This window comes from Streptomyces sp. NBC_00158, assembly GCF_045160885.1.
Taxonomy (GTDB): Bacteria; Actinomycetota; Actinomycetes; order Streptomycetales; family Streptomycetaceae; genus Streptomyces.
This window is the reverse complement of the sequence record NZ_CP108161.1, coordinates 2,022,998-2,048,718: the sequence shown is the minus strand read 5'-3', so window position 1 is coordinate 2,048,718 and position 25,721 is coordinate 2,022,998. Positions and strand designations below refer to the sequence as shown.

The window sequence follows — 25,721 nt, the reverse complement described above, 5'->3', positions numbered from 1 at the left end:
CGATTCCGACCAGCCGGCCTTCGTGCCCGAGCAGGGCGGCGCGCCCGACGCGATCCCCTTCCTCTCCGTGCGCGACCTCAAGGTCCACTTCCCGACCGACGACGGCCTGGTCAAGTCCGTGGACGGCCTCTCTTTCGACCTGGAGCGCGGCAAGACCCTCGGCATCGTCGGCGAGTCCGGCTCCGGCAAGTCGGTGACCTCGCTGGCCATCATGGGCCTGCACCGCACCGGCAACGCCCGCAGCCGCCCGGACATCTCCGGCCGGGTCGTGCTCGACGGCGAGGACCTGGTCAGCGCCGACGCCGACCACGTGCGCCGGCTGCGCGGCCGCAAGATGGCGATGGTCTTCCAGGACCCGCTGTCCGCGATGCACCCGTACTACTCGGTCGGCAAGCAGATCGTCGAGGCGTACCGAACCCACCACGACGTCGACAAGAAGAAGGCCCGCGCCCGCGCCGTCGAGATGCTCGACCGCGTCGGCATCCCGGAGCCCCACCGGCGCGTGGACGCGTACCCCCACGAGTTCTCCGGCGGCATGCGCCAGCGCGCGATGATCGCCATGGCGCTGGTCAACAACCCCGAACTGCTCATCGCGGACGAGCCGACCACCGCCCTGGACGTCACCGTCCAGGCGCAGATCCTCGACCTCATCCGCGATCTGCAGAAGGAGTTCGGCTCCGCGGTCATCATGATCACGCACGACCTCGGCGTGGTCGCCGAGATGGCCGACGAGATCCTCGTGATGTACGGCGGCCGGTGCGTCGAACGCGGCACCGCCGAGAAGGTCTTCTACGAGCCCCGCCACCCCTACACCTGGGGACTGCTCGGCTCCATGCCGCGCATCGACCGCGACCAGACCGAGCGGCTGATCCCGGTCAAGGGCTCGCCGCCCAGCCTCATCAACATCCCGAGCGGCTGCGCGTTCAACCCCCGGTGCCCCTACGCCGACGTGCCCAAGGGGGGCATCACCCGCACCCAGCGGCCCGAGCTGACCCAGGACGACAGCCGGCACTGGTCCGCCTGCCACATGTCGCAGGAGGAGCGGACCCGGATCTGGACCGAAGAGATTGCGCCGAAGCTGTGACGGACATGAAGAAGGACACCGCCGCCCAGGACTCGGCGACGGGTACGGCCGTCGCCGAGGCGGAGCCGCTGCTGAAGGTCACCGGCCTGGTCAAGCACTTCCCCATCAAGAAGGGGCTGCTGAGCCGCCAGACCGCCGCCGTCAAGGCCGTCGACGGGATCGACTTCGACGTCCGGCGGGGTGAGACCCTCGGCGTCGTCGGCGAGTCCGGCTGCGGCAAGTCCACGATGGGCCGCCTCATCACGCGGCTGCTGGAGCCGAGCGCCGGACGCATCGAGTTCGAGGGCAAGGACATCACGCACCTCGGCGTGGCCGGCATGCGCCCGCTGCGCCGCGACGTGCAGATGATCTTCCAGGACCCGTACGGCTCGCTGAACCCGCGCCACACGGTCGGCGCGATCGTCTCGGCCCCCTTCAAGCTCCAGGGCGTCACGCCCGAGGGCGGCGTCAAGAAGGAGGTCCAGCGCCTCCTCTCGCTCGTCGGCCTGAACCCGGAGCACTACAACCGCTACCCGCACGAGTTCTCGGGCGGCCAGCGCCAGCGCATCGGCATCGCCCGCGCCCTGGCGCTGAAGCCGAAGCTGGTCGTCGCGGACGAGCCGGTGTCGGCGCTGGACGTGTCGATCCAGGCGCAGGTGGTGAACCTGCTGGACGACCTCCAGCAGGAGCTCGGCCTCACGTACGTGATCATCGCGCACGACCTGTCGGTCATCCGGCACGTGTCGGACCGCATCGCGGTGATGTACCTCGGCAAGATCGTGGAGCTGGCGGACCGCAAGTCGCTGTACGAGTCCCCGATGCACCCGTACACGAACGCCCTGCTCTCCGCGGTCCCCGTCCCGGACCCGAGGCGGCGCGGGGCGAAGAGCGGCCGCATCCTGCTCAAGGGCGACGTCCCCTCGCCGATCTCCCCGCCGGCCGGCTGCCGCTTCCACACGCGGTGCTGGAAGGCGACGGAACTCTGCGCGAAGCAGGACCCGCCGCTGCTCACCATCAAGCCGGGCCACCAGACGGCCTGCCACCACCCGGAAAACGCGCCCGAGCCTTCCTGACACGGGCCGGGGCCGGTGAGCCGGGTGCGGGTGGGTGGGCCGCTGCGCGGAGCGGTCCCCTACCCGCCCTTCCACCGTTCCCAGGGGCTCCGCCCCTGACCCCGTACGCCTCAAACGCCGGCTGGGCTATCTGTAGCCCCGCCGGCGTTTGAGGCGCGGGGGTGCGGGGGCGGAGCCCCCGCAAGGGGTCCGGGCGCAGCCCGGGGAACGGGCGAAGGGCGGGTAGGGGACCCCGGCCCCCGCGCAGCGGCACCGGAACCGCACCCACCCTCCGGCGGCAGCGGAACGGCGCGGACACCCCCACCCCGTCGCCGGGCGACAATGACGAGGTGCTCCACGATCTCTTCCCGCCCGACGTCCAGCACGCCCTGGACCTCGCGGGCATCTTCGTCTTCGCCACCGCCGGCGCCCTCCTCGCGGTCCGCAAGAACTTCGACGTCTTCGGCATCTGCGTACTCGCCCTCGTCACCGCCCTCGGCGGCGGCCTCCTGCGGGACCTCTGCATCGGTGCCGTCCCGCCCGCGGCGTTCAGCGAACTCAGCTTCTTCGTCACCCCCCTGATCGCCGCCGCGATCGTCTTCTTCCTCCACCCCGAGGTCCAGCGCATCAACCGCGCCATCAACGTCTTCGACGCCGCCGGCCTCGGCCTCTTCTGCGTCACCGGGACGACCAAGGCCTACGAGTACGGCCTCGGCCTGACCGCCTCCGCCGCACTGGGCCTGGCCACGGCCGTCGGCGGCGGCGTGCTGCGCGACGTGCTCGCCAACGAGGTGCCCTCGCTGCTGCGCGACCGCGAGATGTACGCCGTGCCCGCCGTCGTCGGCGCCGCGATGGTGGCCGTGTTCATCGGCTTCGAGGTGCTCAACCCCGTGACCACCGGCATCGCCATCGTCACCACCTTCGTGCTGCGGCTGCTCGCGATGCGCTACCACTGGCGGGCCCCGCTGGCCTGGAACCGCCGTTCCTCGGTGGCCGAAGAGGCGTAGGCAAGGAAAAGCTACCGCTTAGTAGCTTGCCGGTGTACCGTCGTCGGCATGTCTTACGCAGCGGCCCAGGCCTCCATCGGCGACAGCGAATTCGACCGCGACACCACCGTCACCGCCCGCGCGGGCGAACCCGGGGTGTACGACGCGGAGCTGTCCGCCGGCTGGACGATCATCACCGCCGTCAACGGCGGCTATCTGCTGGCCCTGGTCGGCCGGGCCCTCGCGTCGGCCCTGCCGCACCCGGACCCCTTCACCGTCTCCGCCCACTACCTGACCTCCTCCGTGCCCGGCCCCGCCGTGATCCGCACCGAGGTGGTCCGCGTCGGACGCACCCTCTCCACCGGCCAGGCCTCGCTGTTCCAGTACGACGAGAACGGCGCCGAGGTCGAGCGCATCCGCGTCCTCGCCTCGTACGGGGACCTCGCCGCGCTCCCGGACACCGTCCACACGGTGGCGCGGCCCCCCGCCATCCCGCCCTACGAGGACTGCTTCGGCGCGGAGGCCGGCCCGGCCCCGATCCCCGGCAGCAGCGCGATCGTCGACCGGCTGCGGCTGCGGCTGGACCCGGCGACGGCGGGGTGGGCGGTCGGAGCCCCCTCCGGCAAGGGCGAGATGCGGGCCTGGTTCGAACTGGCCGACGGCCGCGACGCCGACCCGCTGTCGCTGCTGCTCGCGGTGGACGCGCTGCCGCCGACCGCCTTCGACCTCGGCCTGCTGGGCTGGGCGCCGACCGTGGAACTCACCACGCACATCCGCTGTCGCCCGGCCCCGGGCCCGCTGCGGGTGGGCATCGTCACCCGCAACCTCGCCGGGGGCTTCCTGGAGGAGGACGCCGAGGTCTGGGACTCCGCCGACCGCCTGGTGGCCCAGTCCCGCCAACTGGCCCGCGCCCCGCGTTAAAGGGGAGCCGGATGGGCCGCCCGGGCCGCGGAGGGGGCGGCCCGGTGGTCGGACCAACCCCACCCGGGAGGGATCCGGTGGGGCGGCGGGCTCGTAGAATCAAAAAATCATGGCCTACCTCGACCACGCCGCGACCACGCCGATGCTCCCGGAAGCCGCTGCGGCGATGACCGCGCAGTTCGCCGCCACCGGTAACGCGTCCTCCCTGCACGCCGCCGGCCGCCGGGCCCGCCGTACCGTCGAGGAGGCCCGCGAGTCCCTCGCCGAGGCGCTCGGCGCGCGTCCGAGCGAGGTGGTCTTCACCGCCGGCGGCACCGAGGCCGACAACCTCGCCGTCAAGGGCCTCTACTGGGCCCGCCGCGACGCCGACCCGGCCCGCCGGCGCGTGCTCGCCAGTCCCGTCGAGCACCACGCCGTCCTCGACGCCGTGCACTGGCTCGCCGAGCACGAGGGAGCCGAGGTCGAGTACCTCCCCGTCGACCGCTACGGCCGCGTGCACCCCGAGGACTTCCGGGCGGCCGTCGAGCGCAACCCCGACGACCTCGCCCTCGCCACCGTGATGTGGGCCAACAACGAGATCGGCACCGTCATGCCGGTCCGGGAACTGGCCGACGTCGCGCGGGAGTTCGCCGTACCCCTGCACTCCGACGCCGTCCAGGCCTTCGGCCAGCTCGACGTCCGCTTCGGCGACAGCGGCCTCGCCGCCATGACCGTCAGCGGCCACAAGGTCGGCGGCCCCTACGGCATCGGCGCGCTGCTGCTCGGCCGCGACCAGAGCCCCGTCCCGGTCCTGCACGGCGGCGGCCAGGAGCGGCACGTCCGCTCCGGCACCCTCGACGTGCCGGCCATCGCCGCCTTCGCGGTGGCGGCCGTACTCGCCGCCGAGCGGCGCGAGCGGTTCGCCGCCGAGGTCGGAGCCCTGCGCGACGAGCTGATCGCGGCCGTGCTGGCCGCCGTCCCCGACGCCGTCCTCGGCGGCGACCCGGTGGACCGGCTGCCGGCCAACGCCCATTTCAGCTTCCCCGGCTGCGAGGGCGACTCCCTCCTGCTGCTGCTGGACGCCCAGGGCATCGAGTGCTCCACCGGCTCCGCCTGCACCGCCGGGGTCGCCCAGCCCAGCCACGTCCTGCTGGCGGCCGGCACGGACCCCCGGCTGGCCCGCGGCACCCTGCGGTTCTCCCTGGGCCACACCTCCACCAAGGAGGACGTCGCCGCCGTAGCCGCCGCGATCGGCCCCGCCGTGGAACGGGCCCGCAGCGCCGGGCTCAGCTAGGGCGTCTCTTCCGGATCTTGCCTCGCCCGCGCCGCCCGGCACCGCACCTCGCCGCCTTGGCGGGGCACCAAGTACGTCCAGTACGGCGGCGCCCCGCCCAGGCGCCGATGCACGGCGCCTGGGGGCCCCTCCCAGCGGTAGCTGGGGGAGGCGCGGGCTTGACCGGCAAGATCCGAAAGAGACGACCTAGCCGGCCTTCGCCCCGAGCTCCTGCCGGACCATGCGGATGTAGCGGGCCCAGTCCCAGTGCGGGCCCGGGTCCGTGTGGTCGGCGCCCGGGACCTCGTCGTGGCCCAGGATGTGCCCCCGGTCCGCCGGTATGCCGTACCTCCGGCAGACGTCGGCGGCCAGCCGGGCCGAGGCCGCGTACATGGCGTCGGTGAAGTCCCGGGGACGGTCGACGAAGCCCACGTGCTCGATGCCGATGCTGCGCTCGTTCATGTTCCGGTTGGCCGCGTGGAAGGCCACGTCCAGCTCGCGCACCATCTGCTCCACGTGCCCGTCCTGGCGCACTATGTAGTGCGCCGACGCCTTGTGGAACGGGTTCCTGAAGGCGTCGACCGAGGACTCGAAGCCACCCTGTGTGACATGGACGACGATCCGGTCCACCCGGTAGTCGTCGGGCCGGTCCGCGAGCCGCCAGTTCGCCGGCGAGGCCGCCGTCCAGTTCGCGGACGCGTAGTCGAGCTCGCCCTCCTTGCGCGGCTTGGACACCCCCGGCAGCAGCCACCAGGCCCGCCCGATCTCGTCCCGGGCCGCGAACCCCGCCGCCGCGAGCACCCCCAGCCCGCCCAGCAGCACCGCCCGCCGGGTCCGGCGCGGCCCCTTCGGCCCCTTCTCCACCTGCTCGGTCATGTGATCCACCCCCCACAGCCGACAACGCGCTGTGACCCCGCCCGGTTCCCCGTACCCTGGACGGTGCTATGACTGAGAACCTGCCGCGCACCGCCCGCCCCCTCCGCGTCCTGGCCGCCATGTCCGGCGGTGTGGACTCCGCCGTCGCCGCCGCCCGTGCCGTCGAAGCCGGGCACGACGTCACCGGGGTCCATCTGGCGCTCTCCGCGAACCCGCAGTCCTTCCGGACCGGCGCCCGCGGCTGCTGCACCATCGAGGACTCCCGCGACGCCCGCCGCGCGGCCGACGTCATCGGCATCCCGTTCTACTGCTGGGACCTCGCCGAGCGCTTCCGCGAGGACGTCGTCGAGGACTTCATCGCCGAGTACGAGGCCGGGCGCACCCCGAACCCCTGCCTGCGCTGCAACGAGAAGATCAAGTTCGCGGCGCTGCTCGACAAGGCCCTCGCCCTCGGCTTCGACGCCGTCTGCACCGGCCACTACGCCACCGTCGTCGAGAACGCCGACGGTTCCCGCGAGCTGCACCGCGCCTCCGACATGGCCAAGGACCAGTCCTACGTCCTCGGCGTCCTCGACGAGAAGCAGCTGGCCCACGCCCTCTTCCCGCTCGGCGACACGATCACCACCAAGGACGAGATCCGCGCCGAGGCCGAGCGCCGGGGCCTGGCCGTGGCGAAGAAGCCCGACAGCCACGACATCTGCTTCATCGCCGACGGCGACACCCAGGGCTTCCTCGCCAAGCGCCTCGGCAAGGCCGAGGGCGACATCGTCGACGGGGCGACCGGCGAGAAGGTCGGCACCCACGAGGGCGCCTACGGCTTCACCATCGGGCAGCGCAAGGGCCTGCGCATCGGCCACCCGGCGCCCGACGGCAAGCCCCGCTACGTCCTCGACATCTCCCCGGTGAACAACACCGTCACCGTCGGCCCCGTCGAGGCCCTCGACGTGACCGCCCTCACCGCGATCCGCCCCCGCTGGTGCGGTTCCACCCCCGCGGCCCCGGGCACCTACACCGCGCAGCTGCGCGCCCACGGCGGCGAGACCGAGGTCTTCGCCGAGGTCGTGGACGGCGAGCTGCGCGTCACCTTCACCGAGCCGGTCCGCGGCGTGGCCCCCGGCCAGGCGATCGTCCTCTACGACGACACCCGCGTGGTCGGCTCCGCCACCATCGCGAAGACGACCCGCGCGGAGGCCGCGACCGCGACGGCCTAGCCGACCGTCAGGACGATCTTGCCGGTGGTGCGGCCGAGCTCGCCGAGCTCGTGGGCCTTCGCGGCCTGCTCCAGCGGCAGGACGGTGTCCACCAGCGGCTTCAGCGCGCCGCCGTCGGCCAGTGCGGCGATCTCGCGCAGCCCCAGCCGGTCCGGCTCGACCAGCACCCACTCGGCGCGGAAGCCGCGGCTGTCGGCCGGCACGTCGTCCGGGCCCGGCAGGGTCACCAGCCGGCCGCCCTCGCGGAGCACCGAGAGGGAGCGTTCGGCGATCTCGCCGCCGAGGCCGTCCAGGACCACGTCCACGTCCGAGACGACGTCCTCGAACGCCACGGCGCGGTAGTCGACGACCTCGTCCGCGCCCAGCGAGCGCAGCAGCTCGTGCTTGCCCGCGCTGGCCGTGCCGATCACGTACGCCCCGCGCGCCTTGGCGATCTGCACCGCCAGGTGTCCGACCCCGCCGGCGGCCGCGTGGACGAGGACCCGCTCGCCGGGGCGCACGCCGGCGGTGTCCACCAGCGCCTGCCAGGCCGTCAGCGCGGCCAGCGGCAGGGCGGCGGCCTCGACGTGGGTCAGCGAGGCGGGCTTGGCGGCCAGCTGCCGGGCCGGGGCGACCACGTACTCCGCGTAGCCGCCGGCCTGCCGAGGGAAGAGCGGCATGCCGTACACCTCGTCGCCCGGCCGGAAGACGGTCGAGCCGGGGCCGACGGCCTCGACCGTGCCCGAGACGTCCCAGCCGACGATCGGCGTCCCGCCCCACTCGATCAGGTGGCCGGACGCCCGGGTCTTCCAGTCGACCGGGTTGACCCCGGCCGCGTGGACGCGGACGAGGACCTCGCCCAGGCCCGGCTCGGGCCGCTCGATCTCCCGCTCGACCAGGGTCTCGGGGCCGCCCCACGCGTTCACGACGATCGCACGCATCTCTACTGCCTCTTTCCGGCTGATTCCGTACTCTTCCGGGCCTCGCCCGGTGACATCACTCAGATTCGGGCATCGCCCACCACGGCGGTATTGGCCGTCCGGCCACCATGTGACAGGATCTGGCCATGGGTACATATCCGGACGGAAGCGGCCCGCACGGCAGGCACCTGATCGCGGTGCTCGCCCTGCCCGGCTTCCCGCCCTTCGAGCTGGGCATCCCCTCGCGCGTCTTCGGCCAGGCCGTGGACGAGACGGGCGAACCCCTCTACGAGGTCGTCGTCTGCACCGCCGACGGCGAGCCCGTCCCCAGCGACTCCGGCTTCACGCTCCAGCCCGCCGCCGGCCCGGAGGCCCTCGCCGCCGCCGACACGGTGATCGTCCCGCCCACCCACGCCATGCCCGAGCTGGCGCTCGGCGCCCCGCTGCCGCCCGCGGTGGCCGCCGCCATCGCCTGCATCCGGCCCGGCACCCGGCTCGTCTCCATCTGCTCCGGCTCCTACGTGCTCGCCGCCGCCGGACTCCTCGACGGCCGGCCCGCCACCACCCACTGGAACCTCGCCCCCGAATTCCGCCGGGCCTACCCCCGCGTCCGGGTCGACGAAGAGGTCCTCTTCGTCGACGACGGCGACGTCCTGACCTCCGCCGGGGTCTCCGCCGGCGTCGACCTCTGCCTCCACCTCATCCGCCGCGACCACGGCGCCGCCGTCACCAACCGGGCCGCCCGCATGTGCGTCGTACCGCCCTGGCGCGACGGCGGGCAGGCCCAGTTCATCGACCGGCCGGTCCCCGAGCCCACCGTCGCCACCACCACCGCCACCCGCGCCTGGGCCCTGGAACGGCTCGGCGAGCCCATCTCCCTCGCCGAACTCGCCGAGCACGCCCGCATGAGCCTGCGCACCTTCACCCGGCGCTTCCGCGACGAGGTCGGCATGACCCCCGTCCAGTGGCTCACCGCCCAGCGCCTGGAGATCGCCCGCCACCTGCTGGAGTCCAGCGACCTCCCCGTCGACCTGGTCGCCCACCGCTCCGGCTTCGGCACGGCCAACTCCCTGCGCCAGCACATGCGGGCGTCCATCGGCGTCTCCCCGATCGCCTACCGCCGCACCTTCCAGCCCGCCGCCCGGGCATGACCTCCGGGGTAATCGCCACGCCCGCCGCCCGCTGACAGCATCGGAGCAACGGCCGGGACCGCCCGGCGCACCGACAGGGGAGGCCCACATGACCGCGTACGCCATCGCCCACCTGCACCGGCCGACGATCAACGAGGACGTCCTGCGCTACATCGAGGAGATCCAGGCCACCATGGACCCCTTCGGCGGCCGCTTCCTCGTCCACGGCAAGGAGGTCGAGGTCCTCGAAGGCCCCTTCCCCGGCACCGTCGTCGTCATCGGTTTCCCCGACGTCGAGCGGGCCCGCGCCTGGTACGCCTCCGAGGCCTACCAGGCCATCCTCCCGCTGCGCACCGACCACATCCCCGGCACCGCCTTCCTCGTCGAGGGCGTCCCCGCCGACTACGACGCCACCGGGCGGGCCAGCGCCCTCCGCGAGGCCGCCGGACTCTGACCCCCCGCCCGGCCGCGGACCGAGGCGGCGGCGGGGGCCGGGCGGATGCGAGCATGGCGGTATGCCTACTCACCTGATCACCGGTGCCGGTTCCGGTATCGGCGCTGCCGTCGCCTCCCGCCTGCACGCCCGCGGCGACGACCTCGTCCTCCTCGCCCGCGACGCCGCGCGCGCCCGGCAGTTCGTCGAGCGCTACCCCGGCGCGCGGACCCTCGTGGGCGACCTCGCGGACCCCGACCGGCTGTCGTGGGCCTTCTCCAAGCAGCCGGTCCCCGAGCGGATCGACTCCCTGCTCCACATCGCCGGGATCGTCGACCTCGGACCGGTCGGGGAGCTCCGCCCCAAGACCTGGCACCAGCAGCTCAACGTCAACCTGATCGCCCCCGCCGAGGTCACCAGGCTGCTGCTGCCCACCCTGCGCGCCTCCAAGGCCACCGTCGTCTTCGTGAACTCCGGCGCCGGCCTCACCGCCCACGCCGACTGGAGCGCGTACGCCGCCTCCAAGCACGGCCTCAAGGCCCTCGCCGACTCCCTGCGCGCCGAGGAGAAGGCCAACGGCATCCGCGTCACCTCCGTCTACCCGGGCCGCACCGCCAGCCCCATGCAGGCCAAGGTCCACTCCCAGGAGGGCAAGGAGTACGACCCCGAGCGCTGGATCGACCCCGAGTCCGTGGCGACGACCATCGTCATGGCCGTCGACCTGCCGCGCGACGCCGAGGTCAACGACCTGTCCGTCAGGCCCGGCCGATGACCGCGAGCGCCACCGGCGTCGGCTCGCTGCCCGGCGGCGACGCCCGCGAGGCCGCCAAGACCGCGACGGGCTCCTTCGAGGACTTCCCGTACCTGCCCGAGCTGCCCGCCCGCGGACCCGGCGCCGACATGATCGGCCGCTCCCTCGGGCTGCTCGTCGACATGTACGCCCACGTCGAGCCCAGCGGCTGGCGGGTCAGCGACCGCCCCGGCCGCGACACCCGCCGCGCCCGCTCCTGGCTCGGCGAGGACCTCGACGCCCTGGAGGAGTTCACCCAGGGCTACACCGGCAAGCTCAAGGTCCAGGCCGTCGGCCCCTGGACGCTGGCCGCCGCGCTCGAACTGCACGGCGGCGAGGCCGTGCTCCAGGACGCCGGAGCCTGCCGCGACCTGGCCGGATCCCTCGCCGAGGGCCTGCGCGACCACCTCGCCGACGTACGCAAGCGCGTCCCCGGCGCCGAGATCGTGCTCCAGTACGACGAGCCGTCCCTCACCGCCGTCCTGCGCGGCCGGGTGCGCTCCGCCAGCGGCTACCGCACCTACCGGGCCGTCGACCGGCAGGTCGTCGAGAGCACCCTGCGCGACCTCTTCGCCGTGCACGACGGGGAGGTCGTCGTGCACTCCTGCGCGCCCGAGGTCCCCTTCGCGCTGCTGCACCGGGCCGGCGCCACGGGCGCCTCGTTCGATTTCTCGCTGCTCACCGAGCGCGAGGACGACGCCATCGGCGAGGCCGTCGAAGGCGGCCTCAAACTCTTCGCCGGAGTGGTGCCGGGCACCGATGCCCCGTTGTCGGACCCGGGCGGTAGCGTCATGGGTGTCAGGAAGCTCTGGCGCAGGCTGGGACTGGCCCCGGGGACTCTCGCCGAGTCCGTCGTGGTCACCCCGTCGTGCGGTCTGGCGGGTGCCTCGCCCGCGTACGCCCGCGCGGCGCAGGCCCATTGCGTCAGGGCGGCGAGGTCGCTCGCCGACAACCCTGAGTGACGGTCGAGGACGGGCCACGGGAGGACACGGCATGGCAGCCGAACAGCAGGACACGGCAGTACCGACGGCGGCGCGGGAGCAGCACCAGCTGCTCGCCGAGCAGGTCGAGGAGCACCGCTTCCGGTACTACGTGAACGACCAGCCGGTCGTCAGCGACGCCGAGTTCGACCAGCTGCTGCGCTCGCTGGAGGCCCTGGAGGAGCAGTACCCCGAGCTGCGCACGCCCGACTCGCCCACCCAGAAGGTGGCCGGGGCGTACGAGACGGACTTCGCCTCCGTGGAGCACCGCGAGCGGATGCTCTCCCTCGACAACGCCTTCGACGACGAGGAGCTGTCCGCCTGGGCCGACCGGGTGGCCCGGGACGTGAACACCCCGGACTACCACTACCTGTGCGAGCTCAAGGTGGACGGCCTCGCCGTCAACCTCACCTACGAGAACGGCCGCCTCGTCCGCGCCGCCACCCGCGGCGACGGCCGCACCGGCGAGGACATCACGCCCAACGTCCGCACCATCGCCGAGATCCCGGACCGCCTCAAGGGGGACCGGGTCCCGGCCCTCGTCGAGATCCGCGGCGAGGTGTACTTCCCGATGGAGAAGTTCGAGGAGCTCAACGCCCGGCTCGTCGAGGCCGAGGGCAAGCCCTTCGCCAACCCGCGCAACGCGGCGGCCGGTTCGCTGCGCCAGAAGGACCCCAAGGTCACGGCGAGCCGCCCGCTGCACATGGTGGTGCACGGCATCGGCGCCCGCGAGGGCTTCGAGATCGAGCGCCAGTCGCAGGCGTACGAGCTGCTGCGCGAGTGGGGCCTGCCCACCGCCCGGCACAACCAGGTCGTCTCCTCCCTCGCCGAGGTGCGCGAGTTCATCGCCCGCTTCGGAGAGAACCGGCACTCCGTGGAGCACGAGATCGACGGCGTCGTCGTCAAGCTCGACGAGATCGCCCTCCAGGGCCGCCTCGGCTCCACCGCCCGCGCCCCCCGCTGGGCGATCGCCTGGAAGTACGCCCCCGAAGAGGTCAACACCAAGCTCGTCGACATCAAGGTCGGCGTCGGGCGCACCGGGCGCGTGACCCCGTACGCCCAGGTCGAGCCGGTGACGGTGGCCGGCTCCGAAGTCGAGTTCGCGACCCTGCACAACCAGGAGGTCGTCAAGGCCAAGGGCGTCCTCATCGGGGACACCGTCGTCCTGCGCAAGGCCGGCGACGTCATCCCCGAGATCCTCGGCCCCGTCGTGGACCTGCGGGACGGCACCGAGCGCGAGTTCGTCATGCCGGCCCTCTGCCCCGAGTGCGGGACGGAGCTGCGCCCGATGAAGGAGGGGGACATCGACGTCCGGTGCCCCAACGGGCAGACCTGCCCCGCGCAGCTGCGGGAGCGCCTCTTCTACCTGGGCGGCCGGCAGTCCCTCGACATCGAGAACTTCGGCATGGTGGCCGCAGCCGCCCTGACCGGGCCGCTGGAGCCGGCGCAGCCGCCGCTGCTGGACGAGGGCGACCTGTTCGACCTCACCATCGAGCAGCTGCTGCCCATCAAGGCGTACGTCCTGGACCCGGACAGCGGACTGCCCAAGCGGGACCCGAAGACGGGCGAGGAGAAGATCGTCACGGTCTTCGCCAACCAGAAGGGCGAGCCGAAGAAGAACGCCCTGGCCATGCTGGAGAACATCGCGGCCGCCAAGGAGCGCCCGCTGGCCCGGATCATCAACGGCCTGTCGATCCGGCACGTAGGCCCGGTCGCCGCGGAGGCGCTCGCCCGTGAGTTCCGCTCGATCGACCGCATCGAGCAGGCCACCGAGGAGGAGCTGACGGCCACCGAGGGCGTCGGGGCGATCATCGCCGCCTCCCTCAAGGAGTGGTTCGCCGTCGACTGGCACCAGGAGATCCTGCGCAAGTGGCGGGCGGCCGGCGTGCGCATGGAGGAGGAAGGTTCCGCCGAGGAGGAGGGGCCGCGCCCGCTGGAGGGGCTGACCGTGGTCGTCACGGGCACCCTCCGGAACCACACCCGGGACGGGGCCAAGGAGGCCCTGCAGAGCCGCGGGGCCAAGGTCACCGGCTCCGTGTCGAAGAAGACCTCCTTCGTCGTCGTCGGCGACAACCCCGGCTCGAAGTACGACAAGGCCGTACAGCTCAAGCTGGCCGTCCTCGACGACGCCGGCTTCGAGGTGCTCCTCGGACAGGGGCCCGACGCCGCGCGCGAGGCCGCACTCCCGCTGGAGGGCGCCGCCGCTGCCGAGGACGGGGAGTAACCCGCACGGGAGTCGTCCAGGGGGCGGCGGAGGCGAACGGATGCATGGCGCCCGTCCGTGCGGGCGGGCGCACGCCCGGCGCGGCTCCCGGTGGCAAACGGCCGGTACACGGCTGGTCCAGGGGTGATGAGCTGTCGGATCATCGGTCGGGTGACAGGGGGGTCCTGGTCCAAACTCACCCGTTCGGCGGATACCGTACTGATGAGGATGGCTGGGCCGCATTCGGGCAACCACCGCCGACCGCTGCCCCTGGGACCCTCTCGCGTCCTACTGTTGTGGGGTGCGCCTGTCGTGCGCGGCTGCCTGATGCGCTTTCAGCCGTGATGGCATGACATCGGGGCCATCGCGTGGCATCGGCATCGCCGGCTGTGAGAGGGACGGGCATGAAACCCACCGAAAGCGCCGACCCGTCACCTGAATTCGGCGGGGACATCCCGCCCGTGCGGGCGGGCCGGCTCGGTGTCCTGGGTGCCAGGACACCGGAGACCCGCGCCCTCGACACCGGAGCGGGCGTGCCGGGACAGGAGCGGCGGCGCACCGTGCTGCCCCTCGCCCTCGTCGGCTTCGCCGCCGTGGTGCTCGCCGCCGGCATCGCCGCCGCACTGACCAACCGTCAGGCACTGTTCCCCGGCGGGTCCGTCGGATGGGGCCTCGCCCTCCTCACCGGCATCATCGTCGGCCACCTCGTCGCCCTGGGCCGCGACCGCTGGTGGGGCGGCACCGGATCCGGTGCCGCGCTCACCCTCGGCGTCCTGATCCTCTACGGCTGGATCCCCGCCGGACTCGTCTCCCTGGCGGTGGTCTCCCTCGTCGGGGCCGCCCGCCGGCAGCGCTGGCGCCAGGGCCTGCTGCACGGCTCCGTCGACATCCTCGGCATCGGCGCGGGAGCCCTCGTACTGGCCGCCTTCGGCGACGCGCCCAGCGTCGAACGACCGTGGCTCCCCATGGACTGGGACCTCGCGGCCGCCCCCGAGGTGATCCTCGTCGCCCTCTCCTACCTGCTCGTCACCCGGATCCTGCTCTGGTTCGCGCTCACCCCGCGCGGCGGCGGACTGCCCACCGTGGCCCGCGCGACCATCCTGCGCCAGGCCCTGGTGGCCGCGGCCCTCCTCGGCATCGCCCCGCTGATCTGCGTGGTCGCCAGCACCCAGCCGGTACTGCTGCCGCTGTTCGCCGTACCGCTCATCGCCCTCGACTCCACCCTGTGGATCGCCCGGGCCCGCGCCGAGGAACAGCTGCGCGACCCGCTGACCGGGCTGCCCAACCGGCAGTGGCTGCTGGAGCGCGCCTGGTCCGCCCTGGACGAGGCCGAACGGCAGGGCACCCGCTCCGCCCTCGTACTGATCGACCTGGACCGCTTCCGCGCCGTCAACGACACCCTCGGCCACCTCGCGGGGGACCGGCTGCTGCTCCAGATCGCCGAGCGGCTGCGCCAGGCGCTGCCGCCCGAAGCGGAGGCGGCCCGGCTCGGCGGCGACGAGTTCGCCGTGCTCCTGCCCACCACCGACTCCACCACCAGCGCCCAGCGCGTCGCCCGCAACCTGGTCGCCGAGCTCAGCTCCCCGCTGGACCTCGACGGCCTCACCCTCGTCCTGGAGGCCAGCGCCGGCCTCGCCGTCTTCCCCGACCACGCGCTCGACGCGGAGGGCCTGCTGCGCCGGGCCGACGTGGCCATGTACCAGGCCAAGCGGGACCGCACCGGCGTCGAGGTCTACGAGTCCAAGCGCGACAGCAACACCCCCGACCGGCTCGGCCTCCTCGGCGACCTGCGCCGGGCCCTCGACGCCGGCGAGGTGGAACTCCACTACCAGCCGAAGGTCCGCTTCGACGGCCAGGTGGCCGGCCTGGAAGCCCTGGTCCGCTGGGTGCACCCGGAGCGGGGGCGGGTCCCCCCGGACGAGTTCATCGCGATCGCCGAGACCTCCGGGCTGATGCCGCACCTGACGGAGTACGTCCTGGAGACCGCCCTCGCCCAGGTAGCCCGGTGGCGGGCGCAGGGCCTGAAGGTCCCCGTCGCCGTCAACGTCTCGCCGCGCGACGTCCACACCCCCGGCTTCGCGGGCGCCGTCGCCGCCCGGCTGGCCCGGCACGGGGTCCCGGCGAGCGGCCTCCAGCTGGAGATAACGGAACACGTCCTGCTGGAGGACCCGCAGCGGGCCGCCGACACCATGGCCGGGCTGACCGGGCACGGCGTCAAGATGTCCCTCGACGACTTCGGCACCGGCTACTCCTCGCTGGTGCACCTGCGGCGACTGCCGGTGAGCGAGCTGAAGATCGACCGCTCGTTCGTCGCCCGCCTCGCGGTGGACGCCCAGGACGCGGAGATCGTCCGCTGCACGGTCGACCTGGCCCACTCCCTGGGCCTGCTGGTGGTCGCCGAGGGCGTCGAGGACGACGAGACCTGGGAGCGGCTGCGGGACCTGGGCTGCGACGCCGTGCAGGGGTGGCTGGTCGCCGCCGCCATGCCGCCGCAGGAGGCCACCGCCTGGCTGCTCGCCCGGGGCGAGCGCGGCTGGCGCCGCCCGGCCGACATCACGGCGGAACTCGCCGCCACGGGCTCCGCCGAAACCCCGGCCCCGTAGCCGGGGCGGGGCCGCCGCTGCGCGGGGCGAGCTCCCCTACCCGCCCTTCCACCGTTCCCCGGGCGCTGCCCGGACCCGCGCCTCAAACGCCGGCGGGGCTGGATCTTCCAGCCCCGCCGGCGTTTGAGGCGAGAACGGGTGAAGGGCGGGTAGGGGACGGCCCCGCGCAGCGGTCCACCCGTGCCGTGCCGCAGGCCGCCGGCAAACCGTTTAGCAGGTCCAGCGGCGGGCCCCATAGGATTGGGCCCGAAACCTACACACTCACCCCCAGAGGATCGCTGCATGCCTGGCATCACGCGCGAGGAGGTCGCCCACCTCGCTCGGCTGGCACGTCTGGAACTGAAGAGCGAAGAGCTCGACCACTTCGCCGGACAGCTCGACGACATCATCGGCGCGGTCGCCCGCGTTTCCGAGGTCGCCGACCAAGACGTCCCGCCGACCTCCCACCCGCTGCCGCTGACGAACGTCATGCGCGCGGACGAGGTCCGTCCCTCGCTCACCCCCGAGCAGGCGCTTTCCGGCGCTCCCGCCCAGGAGCAGCAGCGTTTCAAGGTGCCGCAGATCCTGGGGGAGGACTAATCACCATGGCTGACACCAACATCATCAAGCTCACGGCCGCCCAGACCGCCGAGAAGATCGCCTCCGGCGAGCTCACGGCCGTCGAGGTCACCGAGGCCCACCTCGCCCGCATCGAGGCGACGGACGAGAAGGTCAACGCCTTCCTGTACGTCGACCGCGAGGGCGCGCTCGCCCAGGCGGCGGCCGTCGACGCCAAGCGCGCGGCCGGCGAGAAGCTCGGCCCGCTGGCCGGCGTCCCGCTCGCCCTCAAGGACATCTTCACCACCGTCGGGGTCCCGACCACCGTCGGTTCGAAGATCCTCGAAGGCTGGATCCCGCCGTACGACGCCACCCTGACGCGCAAGCTGAAGGAAGCCGGCGTCGTCATCATCGGCAAGACCAACATGGACGAGTTCGCCATGGGGTCCTCCACCGAGAACAGCGCCTACGGCCCCACCGGCAACCCCTGGGACCTCACCCGGATCCCCGGCGGCTCCGGCGGCGGTTCCGCGGCCGCGCTCGCCGCCTTCCAGGCGCCCCTCGCGATCGGCACGGACACCGGCGGCTCCATCCGCCAGCCCGCCGCCGTCACCGGCACCGTCGGCGTGAAGCCCACCTACGGCGGCGTCTCCCGCTACGGCATGGTGGCCTTCTCCTCCTCCCTCGACCAGGGCGGCCCGTGCGCCCGTACGGTCCTGGACGCGGCCCTCCTGCACGAGGTCATCGCCGGCCACGACCCGCTCGACTCCACCTCCATCGACGCCCCGGTCCCTCCGGTCGTCGAGGCCGCCCGCAACGGTTCCGTCGCCGGCATGCGCGTCGGTGTGGTCAAGCAGTTCGCCGGCGAGGGCTACCAGGCCGGCGTCGTCCAGCGCTTCAACGAGTCGGTGGAGCTCCTCAAGGAGCTCGGCGCCGAGATCGTCGAGCTGGACTGCCCGTCCTTCGACCTCGCCATGGCCGCGTACTACCTGATCGCGCCGTCCGAGGCCTCCTCCAACCTGGCCCGCTTCGACGCCATGCGCTACGGCCTGCGCGTCGGCGACGACGGCACGAAGTCCGCCGAGGACGTCACCGCCCTGACCCGCGAAGCCGGCTTCGGCGACGAGGTCAAGCGCCGCATCATCCTCGGCACGTACGCGCTCAGCTCCGGCTACTACGACGCGTACTACGGCTCCGCCCAGAAGGTCCGCACGCTCATCACGAAGGACTTCGAGAAGTCCTTCGAGCAGGTCGACGTGATCGTCTCCCCGACGACCCCGACCACCGCCTTCGCGATCGGTGAGCGCACCGACGACCCGCTGGCGATGTACCTCGCGGACCTGTGCACCATCCCGACCAACCTGGCCGGCAACTCCGCCATGTCGCTGCCCTGCGGCCTGGCACCGGAGGACGGTCTCCCGGTCGGGCTGCAGATCATCGCCCCGGCGATGAAGGACGACCGGCTGTACAAGGTCGGTGCCGCCGTCGAGGCCGCCTTCGTCGAGCGCTGGGGCCACCCGCTGCTTGAGGAGGCTCCGTCCCTGTGAGTTCCAGTGCACTGTCCAAGGCCAAGGGCTTCAAGAAGTCCAAGTCCGGCACCTACCTGTCGATCGGCACCACCGCTTTCGGTGCCATCAGCGTGATCAAGCAGGCCCGCAAGGCCCGCACCGACCACGACACGCTGAAGCTCGTCGACGCCGTTGTGTCCGCCGCCGCCATCGTCACCGGCCTCGCGATCCTGTACCGCGAGCTGAAGCGCCTCGGCGACGACGACGTCCTGCTGGGCTGAGAGGGAAAGTTTCACCGTGAGCACCTACACCGAACTGATGTCGTACGAGGACGCCCTCGCGTCGTACGACCCCGTCATGGGCCTTGAGGTCCATGTCGAGCTCGGCACCAAGACCAAGATGTTCTGCGGCTGTTCCACCGAGCTGGGCGCCGAGCCCAACTCGCAGACCTGCCCGACCTGCCTCGGTCTGCCCGGCTCGCTCCCGGTCGTCAACGCGATCGGCGTCGAGTCCGCCATCAAGATCGGTCTCGCGCTGAACTGCGAGATCGCCGAGTGGTGCCGCTTCGCCCGGAAGAACTACTTCTATCCGGACATGCCGAAGAACTTCCAGACCTCCCAGTACGACGAGCCCATCGCCTTCAACGGCTACCTGGACGTCCAGCTGGAGGACGGCGAGATCTTCCGCGTGGAGATCGAGCGCGCCCACATGGAGGAGGACACCGGCAAGTCGCTGCACGTCGGCGGTGCCACCGGCCGCATCCACGGCGCGTCCCACTCCCTGCTGGACTACAACCGCGCCGGCATCCCGCTCATCGAGATCGTCACCAAGCCCATCGAGGGCGCGGGCGAGCGGGCCCCCGAGGTCGCCAAGGCGTACGTCGCCGAGCTGCGCGAGGTCATCAAGGCGCTCGGCGTCTCCGAGGCCCGCATGGACAAGGGCCAGATGCGCTGCGACGTCAACCTGTCGCTTCGCCCGACCCCCGAGTCCGAGTTCGGCACCCGCAGCGAGACGAAGAACGTCAACTCGCTGCGCTCCGTCGAGCGCGCGGCCCGCTTCGAGATCCAGCGCCACGCGGCGGTGCTCTCGTCGGGCGGCTCGATCGTGCAGGAGACCCGGCACTTCCACGAGGAGGACGGCTCCACCACGGCCGGCCGCATCAAGGACAACGCCGAGGACTACCGCTACTTCCCCGAGCCGGACCTGGTCCCCGTCGCCCCGGCCCGCGCCTGGGTCGAGGAGCTGCGCGCCGGGCTGCCGGAGATGCCGCGCGTGCGCCGCAACCGCCTCCGCGAGGAGTGGGGCGTCAGCGAGCACGACATGCAGTCGATCCTCAACGCGGGCGCGGTGGACTCCATCGTCGCCACCATCGAGGAGGGCGCCGACTCCACCGCCGCCCGCAAGTGGTGGATGGGCGAGCTGGCGCGCAACGCCAACGAGCAGGGCGTCGTCGTCGACGAGCTGCCGATCACCCCGGCCCAGGTGGCCCGGATCGCGGCCCTGGTCGCGGCCGGCGACCTGAACGACAAGCTGGCGCGCCAGGTCATCGAGGGCGTCCTCGCCGGCGAGGGCACCCCGGACGAGGTCGTCGACAAGCGCGGCCTGAAGGTCGTCTCGGACGAGGGCGCGCTCGGCGCGGCCGTGGACGAGGCCATCGCGGGCAACGCGGCCATCGCGGACAAGATCCGCGGCGGCAAGGTCGCCGCCGTCGGCGCCCTGGTCGGCGCGGTCATGAAGACCACCCGCGGCCAGGCGGACGCGGCCCGCGTCAAGGAGCTCATCCTGGAGCGCCTCGGCGTCGAGGGCTGAGCCCGGGGCAACACCCGACGGAGGCCCCGCACCGGATCCCGGTGCGGGGCCTCCGCCGTGTCCGGGCAGGGCGGGGGCCGTGTCCGGATGTGACGGGGAATCGTCATTGCCGCCATCCGGGGGCCGCGTGAGGATGGGGTCATGCCCACTCCCCACCGGGTCGTCATCGCGGTCTTCCCCGATGTCGACCTCCTCGACGTCACCGGCCCGGCCGAGGTCTTCTCCCTGGCCAACAGGGAGACCGGCGGCCGGGCCGGCTACGAGGTCACCCTCGCGGGGCCCGCGGCCGGACCGGTGCGGACCTCGGCCGGGGTGCGGCTGCTGGCCGACCGGGCCTTCGGCGAGGTCGGCGGGCGGGTGGACACCCTGCTGGTGCCCGGCGCGGTCGACATGACCGGGGCCGGCCCGGTCGCCCGGATCGACGACGCCGTCGTGGCGTGGGTGCGGGAGACCGCCCCGCACGCCCGGCGGGTGGCGTCGGTGTGCGTGGGGGCGCACCTGCTGGCGGCGGCCGGGCTGCTGGACGGGCGGACGGCGACCACCCACTGGTCGACCGCCGCGCAGCTGGCGGCCGATCATCCGGAGGTCGTGGTCGACCCCGATCCGATCTTCGTACGGACCGACCGCGGCCGGCTCTGGACCGGGGCGGGGATCAGCGCCTGTCTGGACCTGGCGCTGGCCCTCGTCGCGGAGGACATGGGCGAGCAGACCGCGCTGGCGGTGGCCCGGCAGCTGGTGATGTACCTCAAGCGGCAGGGCGGACAGAGCCAGTTCTCGGTACCGCTCAGCAGGCCGGCCGCGGGCCGCCGGGACATCGACGAGCTGCGGCTGTACATCGCCGACCACCTCGACGCGGACCTGTCCGCACCGGCCCTGGCGGCCCGGATGTGCCTGAGCGAGCGGCACTTCGCCCGCGTCTTCACCCAGGAGACCGGCACCAGCCCCGCCGCGTACGTCGAAGCGGCCCGCATCGAGGTGGCCCGGCGCGTGCTGGAGACCACCGACAGCCCGCTCGACCAGGTCGCGGCCGCCGCCGGTCTGGGCTCCGCGGAGACCCTGCACCGGGCCTTCCGCAGGCAGCTCGCCACGACCCCGGCGGCCTACCGGCGCCGGTTCCGTACCCAGGCCGGCTGACCCCGGCCGAACCGTTGGAGGAGGAAGGGCGGCTCCGCCACGCCTTCTTCCGTGTGATTCATCCTTGTCCATCACTTTTGAGAGGTCTTCATGAGCGCCAACACGAACACGAACACGAACGCCGGTGCCGTCTCCGCGACCCTGCGCGAGGTGAGCGGGCTGGACGGGCGTCCGGCCCGGCTGGCGGACTCCGTCCTGGTGCTGATCGACTTCCAGAACACCTACCGCTCCGGCGTGATGGCCCTGGACGGCGCCGAGGAGGCCCTCGCGGCGGGCGCCCGGCTGCTGGAGCGCGCCCGCGCCGCCGGGGCGCCGGTGGTCCACGTCGTCAACGACGGCGGCGAGGGCACCCCGTACGACATCCGCGCCCACGTCGGTGCCATCAGCGACGAGGTCGCCCCGGCCGAGGGCGAGGCGGTGGTGGTCAAGCAGGTCCCGAACGCCTTCCACGGCACCGAGCTGGAGAAGGTCCTCACGGGGCTGGGCTTCGGCGCGGGCAGCGGCAAGGAGCTGGTGCTGGCCGGCTTCATGACGCACATGTGCGTCACCTTCACCGCCGAGGGGGCCTTCTACCGCGGATACCGGCCCACCGTGGTCGCCGAGGCCACCGCCACCCGCTCCCTGGCCGCCCCGGACGGCACGGTCCTGCCCGCCGCGGCCCTCCAGGCCGCCGCCCTGACCACGATCGCGGACCTGTTCGGCGTCGTGGTGCAGGGGGCGGACGGTCTTCTGTAGCGATCGTTGGCGGCGGCGGAACGGGCCGCCCCGGTCGCGGAGTTCCTCAGCGGGCGTCCGGCGCGCTGAGGAAGGCCAGGCGGGCCGGCTTCGCCGGGAGGTAGACCTCGGGCAGGTCGATCTCCGGCAGCTCGACCTCGGGGCCGAGCTCGAAGCCGGTCCGCTCCAGCAGGGCGATGGCCTTGGCGTTGCGGGCGTCCGGCTCGCCGACGACGCGGCGGGCGGCGGGGTCGGAGAACACGTAGGCGATGAACACCTTCATCAGGGCGCCGGTGAAGCCGTGCTGGACCCCGCCGTGGCTGGGGCCGATCAGCAGGTGCACGCCGACGTCCCCGGGCCGGACCTCGTAGCACTCGCTGACCCGGTCCTCGGCGCACTCGTACGTCTGGAAGAGCGCGACCGGCTCGCCGTCGCGGTGGACCATGAACGCGTGGTGGGTCGTGCGGCGGTCGACGTCCTCGTAGATCTCCTGGACCAGTTCGCGGCTCGCCTCCGCCATGCCCCAGAAGCGCGCCCGCTCCTCGGTGACCCAGGAGTGGAGCAGTGCGGAGTCGGCGGCGGGGTCGACGGGGGTGATGGTGACCGTCCCGAAGTCCTCGACGTGCTGGGTGTGGACGGGCGTACGGGTGGACGCGGGGGCGGCGGCGGAGCCGGTTCTCATACGGATTCCTTGGTGAGGCGGGCCCAGTCGGTGACGACGGGGACGAGTTCGCAGCGAGCCCAGAGGGGCAGCTGGTCGAGGTGGTGGGGGGAGCCGGAGACGCCGTCCGCGCCCAGCGGGACCGCCCAGAGGCTGTCCTCGCGGCGGGCCAGGTCCCAGACGTAGCGGGCCGCCGAGGCGCGGGCGGCGCGGTCGGTGAACCCGGGTACGGAGGAGGTGGCGTTGACGCAGTCGTGGTCGCCGCCCAGGCCCGGCCACTCGGCCTCCGGGTCGGGCAGTGCCGACCAGGGGGCGAGGAGGTGGAGCCGGGACCAGGGGGTGTCGTGGGCGCCGGCCTCCGCCGCCTCCTCCAGGGCGGCGCGGACGTGCGCGGCGCGGTCGAGGCCGGGGAGGAGGGGAGTGGTCAGCAGGCCCTCCAGGGCGTAGCCGACGCGGGGCAGGAGGTACAGCCAGGGGTGGAAGACCTCGGGGCCGGTGGGGGCCGGGGCCAGGCCGGCGAAGACGGGGTCGGCGGCGAGGCGGAGTACGGTCGCGCTCCGGAAGGCGGCGAAGGCGGCGGCGTCGGTGCTGTCGGCCGCCATGTGCCGGTCCCAGGCGAGGAGCCGCTCGCGGAGCCGGGCGGCGGCGGGGGAGAGGCCGTCGGGCGCGGGCAGCAGCGCCAGCAGCGGTCCGGCGGAGGCCAGGTAGGTGTCCGCGTGCACGTCGGCCATGGCCTTCGGGGACCAGCCGGCCGAGCCGCTGAGCAGCTCCCGGATCCGGTCGGCGCGGTGCGGGGGCGCGAACTCCACGCCGAGCGGGGACGCGATCCCGCGCGCGTTGGCCATGACGGCGAAGCCCTGCACCGGTTCGGCGGGGGTGGCCGCCCAGCCCTGCCAGGCGTGCCGGGCGTCCCAGGCGGGCACCGGCCGGAGCCGGTTCGCGGCGTCGCGCAGCGGGACGGCTCCGGCGACGCGGTGCAGCAGGCCGCCCTCGGAGTCGGCGGCGTGGACCACGTTGACCGGCTCGGCCCAGCCGTCGAGGGCGCGGTCGACGTCGGCGACGGTGCGGGCGCGCAGCAGGGCGGGCAGCGCGGCGAAGCCCAGGTCGCGGCGGACGCGCGGCGGGTAGCGCAGGGCGAGGGCGTCGGCCCCGTCGGGGACCAGGCCGTCGGCGTCGCCGTGGACGACGACCGGGCCGCGCGGGGTCTCCAGGACCTCCACCTCGACGTCGGCGCCGCCGGCCACGGCGATCGTCTCGGTGTGCCGGGCGACGGGCTCCCAGGTGCCGTCGGGGCCGAGCGCCTCCAGGCCGTCGCCGGCGGGGCGCAGGCGCTCGGCGTAGAGGTCCTGGTAGTCGGCCATGGCGTTGGTGATGGCCCAGGCGACGCCGCCGGCGTGGCCGAAGTGTGCGAGGCCGGGGACGCCGGGCACGGCCAGGCCGAGGACGTCGTACTCGGGGCAGGCCAGGCGTATCTGCTGGTAGACGCCCGGGTCCTCGATGAACCGGTGCGGGTCGCCCGCGATGATCGCCGCGCCGGTGGCGGTCCGGTCGCCCGGGACCAGCCAGCCGTTGCTGCCGGCGGTGCCGGGGCCGTCGGTGGCGAAGAGGGTGGCGGCGCCGTCGCCGAGGACGCGGGCAGTGCGCTCGCGCCAGAGCTTGGTGGCGAACCCGGCGAAGAGGATGTGGGTGGCGATCCAGATCGACAGCGGGACCCAGGGCTCCCACGGGGTGGGGGTGTGGCCGGTGCGGGCGAATCGCTCGTCGCGTGCGGCGCCTTCGGCGAGGCCGGAGTTGACGCCGTCGACGTAGGCGCGCAGCCAGGCGGCGGTCTCGGGGTCCAGGGCCTCGTGGCAGCGGCGGGCGGTGTCGTCGAGGCGGGCCTGGCGGGCGAAGCGGTCCCAGGGGACGCAGTCGGCGCCGAGGAAGGCGGCGCTGGAACCCTGTGCACGGTGCCGCTCGACCTCCAGCTGCCAGGCCCGGTCGAGGGCGGTGGTCCGGCCCTGCGCGTAGGAGAGGCGGGTCGGGTCGGACGCGCGCAGGTGCGGGATGCCCCAGCTGTCGCGGTAGACCTCGTAGGGCTCTGTAGTCACACTGCTCACGTCTCCCCGGGCGTCTTAGGTTAGGCTGGCCTTACTATAAGGGTGTCAGGGGGAGGGGCGGACATGGCGGTCGGCAAGGGCTGGGAGGGCGTGGTCCTCAAGCTGCTGCGCGGCAAGGACTTCACGTTCACGGTCACGGCGGTTGAGGAGGTCACCGAGCACTTCCGCCGGGTCCGCTTCAGCGACGGCGGCCTGCTGGCCGCCGCCGGCGCCTCCCTGCACCCGACCATGTGGGTCCGGGTCTGGTTCCAGGGCGGCAGCCGTCCGCACCAGCGGGCCTACACGCTGGTGGACCCCGACCCGGCGGCCGGGACCTTCGCCTTCGAGTTCGCCCTGCACGACGGGCTGGCCAGCCGGTGGGCGCGCACGGCCGCCCCGGGGGACACCCTGGAGGCGACCGTCCAGGGCACCGGTTTCACCGCGCCGGACCCGGAGCCGGAGCGGCTGCTGGTGATCGGCGACCCGGCCTCGCTGCCGGCCGTCAACTCCCTGCTGGACGCCTACCCGAGCACCCCGGCCACCATCTGGTTCGAGACCCAGCACGACTCCGACGCGGAACTGCCCGTGCGCGCCGAGCCGGACCGGCACGAGGTCCGGCGGGTGGCGCGCGACGGGTCGGCCCTGGCCGACCGGGTACGGGCCGAACTGCCGGAGCTGCTGGGCCCGGACCCGGCCAACGCGTACGTCTGGCTGGCCTGTGACACGGCGACCACCCGGGACCTGGCCGGATACCTCAAGAAGGAACTGGGCCTGCCCAAGCAGCGCGTGAACAGCCTGGGCTACTGGCGCGCCGCGTAGGACGGGCCCGCGCGCTCCGTCCGCGTCCCCTCCGCGAGCCGTCCGCGGGCCGTCGGCGTACC

At 73.3% G+C, this 25,721-nt stretch carries 23 protein-coding genes; 19 read left to right on the top strand and 4 right to left on the bottom strand.

Features of this window, described 5'->3' with window-relative positions:
- Window positions 1-22 precede the first annotated feature (22 nt).
- The 5 genes from OG553_RS09045 to OG553_RS09025 all read left to right on the top strand — a co-directional run bounded on the left by OG553_RS09045 (window position 23) and on the right by OG553_RS09025 (window position 5,295).
- Window positions 23-1,084 carry an ABC transporter ATP-binding protein gene (locus OG553_RS09045; protein ID WP_405982995.1) on the top strand — a complete coding sequence of 354 codons (1,062 nt, stop codon included), beginning with the start codon at window positions 23-25 and terminating at the stop codon, window positions 1,082-1,084.
- A gap of 5 nt (window positions 1,085-1,089) precedes the next feature.
- Window positions 1,090-2,136 (top strand): ABC transporter ATP-binding protein, encoded by a 1,047-nt coding sequence (locus OG553_RS09040; protein ID WP_405978490.1) that lies wholly within the window; start codon window positions 1,090-1,092, stop codon window positions 2,134-2,136.
- A 329-nt stretch (window positions 2,137-2,465) separates the two neighbouring features.
- Window positions 2,466-3,122 (top strand): trimeric intracellular cation channel family protein, encoded by a 657-nt coding sequence (locus OG553_RS09035; RefSeq protein ID WP_405978489.1) that lies wholly within the window; start codon window positions 2,466-2,468, stop codon window positions 3,120-3,122.
- A 48-nt stretch (window positions 3,123-3,170) separates the two neighbouring features.
- Window positions 3,171-4,022 carry a thioesterase family protein gene (locus OG553_RS09030; RefSeq protein WP_405978488.1) on the top strand — a complete coding sequence of 284 codons (852 nt, stop codon included), beginning with the start codon at window positions 3,171-3,173 and terminating at the stop codon, window positions 4,020-4,022.
- 109 nt (window positions 4,023-4,131) lie between these two features.
- Window positions 4,132-5,295: a cysteine desulfurase family protein gene (locus OG553_RS09025; protein ID WP_405978487.1), complete on the top strand. Its 1,164-nt coding sequence runs from the start codon at window positions 4,132-4,134 to the stop codon at window positions 5,293-5,295.
- A gap of 186 nt (window positions 5,296-5,481) precedes the next feature.
- On the opposite strand, the gene OG553_RS09020 is transcribed toward OG553_RS09025, so the two are convergent.
- On the bottom strand, window positions 5,482-6,150 hold the full coding sequence (locus OG553_RS09020; RefSeq protein WP_405978486.1) for an N-acetylmuramoyl-L-alanine amidase: 669 nt from the start codon (window positions 6,148-6,150) through the stop codon (window positions 5,482-5,484).
- 68 nt (window positions 6,151-6,218) lie between these two features.
- Here OG553_RS09020 and mnmA point away from each other — a divergent pair, with 68 nt between their 5' ends.
- A complete protein-coding gene (gene mnmA / locus OG553_RS09015) occupies window positions 6,219-7,361 on the top strand; it encodes a tRNA 2-thiouridine(34) synthase MnmA (protein WP_405978485.1) in 1,143 nt (380 codons plus the stop codon).
- On the opposite strand, the gene OG553_RS09010 is transcribed toward mnmA, so the two are convergent.
- Entirely contained in the window at window positions 7,358-8,281 is a 924-nt protein-coding gene (locus OG553_RS09010) for an NADP-dependent oxidoreductase (RefSeq protein ID WP_405978484.1), read from the bottom strand. The two genes, mnmA and OG553_RS09010, sit on opposite strands and share 4 nt — an antisense overlap.
- A gap of 125 nt (window positions 8,282-8,406) precedes the next feature.
- On the opposite strand from OG553_RS09010, the gene OG553_RS09005 reads away from it, so the two are divergent.
- The 12 genes from OG553_RS09005 (at window position 8,407) to OG553_RS08950 (ending at window position 22,122) form a co-directional block, all read left to right on the top strand.
- Complete coding sequence (locus OG553_RS09005) at window positions 8,407-9,411, top strand: GlxA family transcriptional regulator (RefSeq protein WP_405978483.1); 1,005 nt, start codon at window positions 8,407-8,409, stop codon at window positions 9,409-9,411.
- Between the two features lie 88 nt (window positions 9,412-9,499).
- Window positions 9,500-9,844 carry a DUF1330 domain-containing protein gene (locus OG553_RS09000; protein ID WP_405978482.1) on the top strand — a complete coding sequence of 115 codons (345 nt, stop codon included), beginning with the start codon at window positions 9,500-9,502 and terminating at the stop codon, window positions 9,842-9,844.
- Window positions 9,845-9,905: 61 nt separating this feature from the next.
- On the top strand, window positions 9,906-10,595 hold the full coding sequence (locus OG553_RS08995; protein ID WP_405978481.1) for an SDR family oxidoreductase: 690 nt from the start codon (window positions 9,906-9,908) through the stop codon (window positions 10,593-10,595).
- Window positions 10,592-11,575, top strand: coding sequence for a methionine synthase (locus tag OG553_RS08990; RefSeq protein WP_405978480.1), 984 nt, complete (start codon window positions 10,592-10,594; stop codon window positions 11,573-11,575). The genes OG553_RS08995 and OG553_RS08990 overlap by 4 nt, the downstream gene beginning before the upstream one ends.
- A 31-nt stretch (window positions 11,576-11,606) precedes the next feature.
- On the top strand, window positions 11,607-13,817 hold the full coding sequence (gene ligA / locus OG553_RS08985; RefSeq protein ID WP_405978479.1) for an NAD-dependent DNA ligase LigA: 2,211 nt from the start codon (window positions 11,607-11,609) through the stop codon (window positions 13,815-13,817).
- A gap of 383 nt (window positions 13,818-14,200) precedes the next feature.
- Complete coding sequence (locus OG553_RS08980; RefSeq protein WP_405978478.1) at window positions 14,201-16,399, top strand: putative bifunctional diguanylate cyclase/phosphodiesterase; 2,199 nt, start codon at window positions 14,201-14,203, stop codon at window positions 16,397-16,399.
- Between the two features lie 282 nt (window positions 16,400-16,681).
- Complete coding sequence (gene gatC, locus OG553_RS08975) at window positions 16,682-16,978, top strand: Asp-tRNA(Asn)/Glu-tRNA(Gln) amidotransferase subunit GatC (protein WP_007266718.1); 297 nt, start codon at window positions 16,682-16,684, stop codon at window positions 16,976-16,978.
- Between the two features lie 5 nt (window positions 16,979-16,983).
- Window positions 16,984-18,483 carry an Asp-tRNA(Asn)/Glu-tRNA(Gln) amidotransferase subunit GatA gene (gatA, locus tag OG553_RS08970; protein WP_405978477.1) on the top strand — a complete coding sequence of 500 codons (1,500 nt, stop codon included), beginning with the start codon at window positions 16,984-16,986 and terminating at the stop codon, window positions 18,481-18,483.
- A complete protein-coding gene (locus OG553_RS08965) occupies window positions 18,480-18,725 on the top strand; it encodes a hypothetical protein (RefSeq protein WP_125816106.1) in 246 nt (81 codons plus the stop codon). Before gatA ends, OG553_RS08965 begins: the two co-directional genes overlap by 4 nt.
- A gap of 37 nt (window positions 18,726-18,762) precedes the next feature.
- Window positions 18,763-20,253, top strand: coding sequence for an Asp-tRNA(Asn)/Glu-tRNA(Gln) amidotransferase subunit GatB (gatB, locus tag OG553_RS08960; protein WP_405982994.1), 1,491 nt, complete (start codon window positions 18,763-18,765; stop codon window positions 20,251-20,253).
- A 141-nt stretch (window positions 20,254-20,394) separates the two neighbouring features.
- Window positions 20,395-21,387 carry a GlxA family transcriptional regulator gene (locus OG553_RS08955; protein ID WP_405978476.1) on the top strand — a complete coding sequence of 331 codons (993 nt, stop codon included), beginning with the start codon at window positions 20,395-20,397 and terminating at the stop codon, window positions 21,385-21,387.
- 90 nt (window positions 21,388-21,477) lie between these two features.
- A complete protein-coding gene (locus OG553_RS08950) occupies window positions 21,478-22,122 on the top strand; it encodes an isochorismatase family protein (protein WP_405978475.1) in 645 nt (214 codons plus the stop codon).
- Between the two features lie 46 nt (window positions 22,123-22,168).
- Here OG553_RS08950 and OG553_RS08945 read toward each other — a convergent pair whose 3' ends face one another.
- Together OG553_RS08945 and OG553_RS08940 are read right to left on the bottom strand one after the other, a co-directional pair.
- The gene (locus tag OG553_RS08945) at window positions 22,169-22,783 is read right to left on the bottom strand and encodes a GNAT family N-acetyltransferase (RefSeq protein WP_405978474.1); all 615 of its coding nucleotides are present in this window, start codon (window positions 22,781-22,783) and stop codon (window positions 22,169-22,171) included.
- Entirely contained in the window at window positions 22,780-24,852 is a 2,073-nt protein-coding gene (locus tag OG553_RS08940) for a penicillin acylase family protein (protein WP_405978473.1), read from the bottom strand. The genes OG553_RS08945 and OG553_RS08940 overlap by 4 nt, the downstream gene beginning before the upstream one ends.
- Before the next feature lie 72 nt (window positions 24,853-24,924).
- On the opposite strand from OG553_RS08940, the gene OG553_RS08935 reads away from it, so the two are divergent.
- On the top strand, window positions 24,925-25,659 hold the full coding sequence (locus tag OG553_RS08935) for a siderophore-interacting protein (protein WP_405978472.1): 735 nt from the start codon (window positions 24,925-24,927) through the stop codon (window positions 25,657-25,659).
- Window positions 25,660-25,721: the final 62 nt, after the last annotated feature.